Origin of the sequence: Nonomuraea rhizosphaerae (assembly GCF_019396405.1) — a bacterium.
Taxonomy (GTDB): domain Bacteria; phylum Actinomycetota; class Actinomycetes; order Streptosporangiales; family Streptosporangiaceae; genus Nonomuraea; species Nonomuraea rhizosphaerae.
Genome location: NZ_JAHKRL010000154.1, coordinates 1 through 2,641, shown reverse-complemented (window position 1 = coordinate 2,641; position 2,641 = coordinate 1). Strand labels below are relative to the sequence as shown.

Genomic DNA, 2,641 nt, shown 5'->3' with positions numbered 1-2,641 from the left:
CCGTGAGGGGGTGCACGTCCGTGAGGGGGTGCACGTCCGTGAGGGGGTGCACGTCCGTGAGGGGGTGCACGTCCGTGAGGGGGTGCACGTCCGTGAGGGGGTGCACGTCCGTGAGGGGGTGCACGCACGCGGGGGCTAGTCGTGGTGGGACTGGGGCTCGTAGTCGGTGAACGGCTCCATGCCGACGGCCGCGCGACGTTCGTCGAGGAGTTCGGGCTCCTCGATCGGCAGCGGCCGGCTGTCCTGGAACTGGGTGCCGTAGAGCTGCTTGCGGCCCGCGTTCACCCGTACGCGGTCCTCCAGGTACGCGAACTCGCGCGGCGAGGCCTCACCACGGCCGAGCGCGTCGGCCATGGCGGCGTGGAAGTGGCGCTGCAGGTCGGGCGTGGCGTCGGCGTGCTGGGCCAGCAGCCAGGCGGCGCACGCGCCGTCCTGGCCCACCTGCGAGGCCAGCGGCCAGCCGCGGCTGCTCACGACGGACATGAGCCAGACGGTGTTGTCGCCGTCGCTCTCGCGGACGCGGTCCCGGTCGGGGTCGTCCGCCTTGCGGAGGTCCTGGTCGATCTTCATCCGGCGGAGGAGTTCGGCGCGCAACTCGTCGTCCGTCATGCTCTCGACGCTACGAGCCGATGATCTACGCGTAAACCCTCGGCTCCAGGTTTATCACCACGTTGTCGATCAAGCGGGTGGCGCCCACCGTGCCGGCGACCGCGAGCACCGCCTCACCCTGGTAGGTGTCGCCGACCTCGGCGAAGGTGGCCGGATCGACGAGCGCCAGGTAGTCGAGCGCGACCTCGGAGCCCTCCAGCACGGCCGTCGCGGCGGCGCGGATCCGGGACGGCGCGAACTCGGCCGCGCCCGCCCGCAGCGCCCTGGACAGCGTCAGGGCCACCTCCCGCTCCGCCGCCGACAGGTAGCGGTTGCGGCTGGACAGCGCCAGGCCGTCGGGCTCGCGCACCGTCGGGGCGCCGACGATGTCGATCGGCAGGTCGAGGTCGGCGACCATGCGACGGATCATGGCGAGCTGCTGGGCGTCCTTCTGCCCGAAGACCGCCACGTCGGGCTGGACCAGGTTGAACAGCTTGAGCACCACCGTCAGCACGCCGTCGAAGTGGCCGGGACGGCAGGCGCCCTCGACGACGGCGCCCATCTCCCCCGACCGGACGCTGACCTGGCTGCCGGGCGGATACATGTCCTCGGCCGACGGGGCGAGGACCACGTCCACGCCCTCGGCCTGGCACGCCTCCAGGTCCGCGTCGAACGTACGGGGATAGCGGGAGAAATCCTCGTTCGGGGCGAACTGCAGCGGGTTGACGAAGATGCTGACCACGACCTGCTCAGCCCGTACGCGGGCCTCGCGGATGAGCGAGCGGTGCCCCTCGTGCAACGCCCCCATCGTGGGCACCAGCGCGAGGCTCCCCCCGCCACGCGCCTTGACCAGGTCGGTACGGTTGCGAGCGACGATCAGGTCCATATGTTGCCTCCGAGCGCGTCGAGCAGGCGCTCGGCCTCCTCGGGCTTCAGCAGCCCGGCGGCGAGCGCGCGGTCCGCGGTGAGCCTAGCGAGAGCGATGTAGGCGTCGGCCGCCTCGGGTGCCGCGAGGATCAGCGCGTCCACGTGCTTGCGCACGGTGCCGGCGTCACCGCGTACGACGGGGCCGGTCAGGCCGCTGATGCCGAGCCTGAGCACGTTGTCGAGCGCCGCGCCGAGCAGCGGGCCGAGCATCCTGCCGGGCTCCTCGACGCCGATGCGGTGCAGCAGGTCGGACGACTCGGCGATGAGCGTGACCATGTGGTTGGCCGCGCCGGCCAGGGCCGCGTGGTAGAGGGCGCGGTCGGAGTCGGCGATCCAGACCGGCTCGCCGCCCATCTCGATGACCAGCGCCTCGGCGATCGGCCTGAGCGGGTCGGGGGCGGTCACGCCGAACGAGATGCCGGTGATGCGGCTCAGGTCGTCGTCGCGCCCGGTGAAGGTCATCACCGGGTGCAGCGCCAGCGGCACGGCGCCCGCCCTGGCGGCGGCGTCGAGCACCGACAGCCCGTACGCCCCGCTGGTGTGCACGAGCAGCTTGCCCTGGAGGTCGGCGCCGGTCGCCGCGAGCCCGGTGACGAGGTCGGGCAGCGCGTCGTCGGGCACGGTCAGAAGGATCAGCTCGGCCGTGGCGACGACCTCCTCGGGCCTGACCGGCTGCACGCCGAGCCGGTCGGCGGCCCACCGCTGCGAGGAGTCCGAGACTCCGCTGGCGGCGACCACGCGGTGGCCGGCCTGCGCCAGCGCGGCTCCGAGCGCCGAACCCACCTTGCCGGCCCCGAGCACGCCGACGGCCAGCCGTGCCGGGCGATCTCCTGCGTCCATGACGTCCCACCCCTGTCGACCTGATGGCACTGCCGACCAGCGTATCGGCCGTTCGCCGCTGCGTACGTGACTGGGGTTTTGCCGCATGTTGAGTTACCGGCAAATGCGACAAGGGCATACAAAAGGTGCACCCCCTGTCGGAAGAGATGAGGAGAGGGGTTCGTCGCATGGCAGCGGGCGCCGAGTCAATGACCCGACGCCCGCACAAATGTGCGACCCCCTTGGAGGTGCGCACCTGGCCGGCCCGACCGCCGATGGGCCGGCCAGGCTCCGAGCTCGGACCGGC

At 72.2% G+C, this 2,641-nt stretch carries 3 protein-coding genes; all 3 read right to left on the bottom strand.

Annotated elements, in window-relative coordinates:
- Positions 1–135: 135 nt before the first annotated feature.
- Genes KME77_RS07610 through KME77_RS07600 form a run of 3 tightly spaced genes read right to left on the bottom strand, consistent with a single transcriptional unit; the run spans position 136 to position 2,355 of the window.
- Entirely contained in the window at positions 136–609 is a 474-nt protein-coding gene (locus KME77_RS07610) for a DUF6624 domain-containing protein (protein ID WP_219463360.1), read from the bottom strand.
- 25 nt (positions 610–634) lie between these two features.
- On the bottom strand, positions 635–1,474 hold the full coding sequence (gene panC, locus KME77_RS07605) for a pantoate--beta-alanine ligase (RefSeq protein WP_219463358.1): 840 nt from the start codon (positions 1,472–1,474) through the stop codon (positions 635–637).
- The gene (locus KME77_RS07600; RefSeq protein ID WP_219463356.1) at positions 1,465–2,355 is read right to left on the bottom strand and encodes a Rossmann-like and DUF2520 domain-containing protein; all 891 of its coding nucleotides are present in this window, start codon (positions 2,353–2,355) and stop codon (positions 1,465–1,467) included. Before KME77_RS07600 ends, panC begins: the two co-directional genes overlap by 10 nt.
- Between the last annotated feature and the right edge of the window lie 286 nt (positions 2,356–2,641).

Coding starts and splice junctions, on each gene's coding strand:
- KME77_RS07610 (WP_219463360.1), bottom strand. CDS start 609: ATGACGGACGACGAGTTGCGCGCCGAACTCCTCCGCCGGATGAAGATC.
- panC (WP_219463358.1), bottom strand. CDS start 1,474: ATGGACCTGATCGTCGCTCGCAACCGTACCGACCTGGTCAAGGCGCGT.
- KME77_RS07600 (WP_219463356.1), bottom strand. CDS start 2,355: ATGGACGCAGGAGATCGCCCGGCACGGCTGGCCGTCGGCGTGCTCGGG.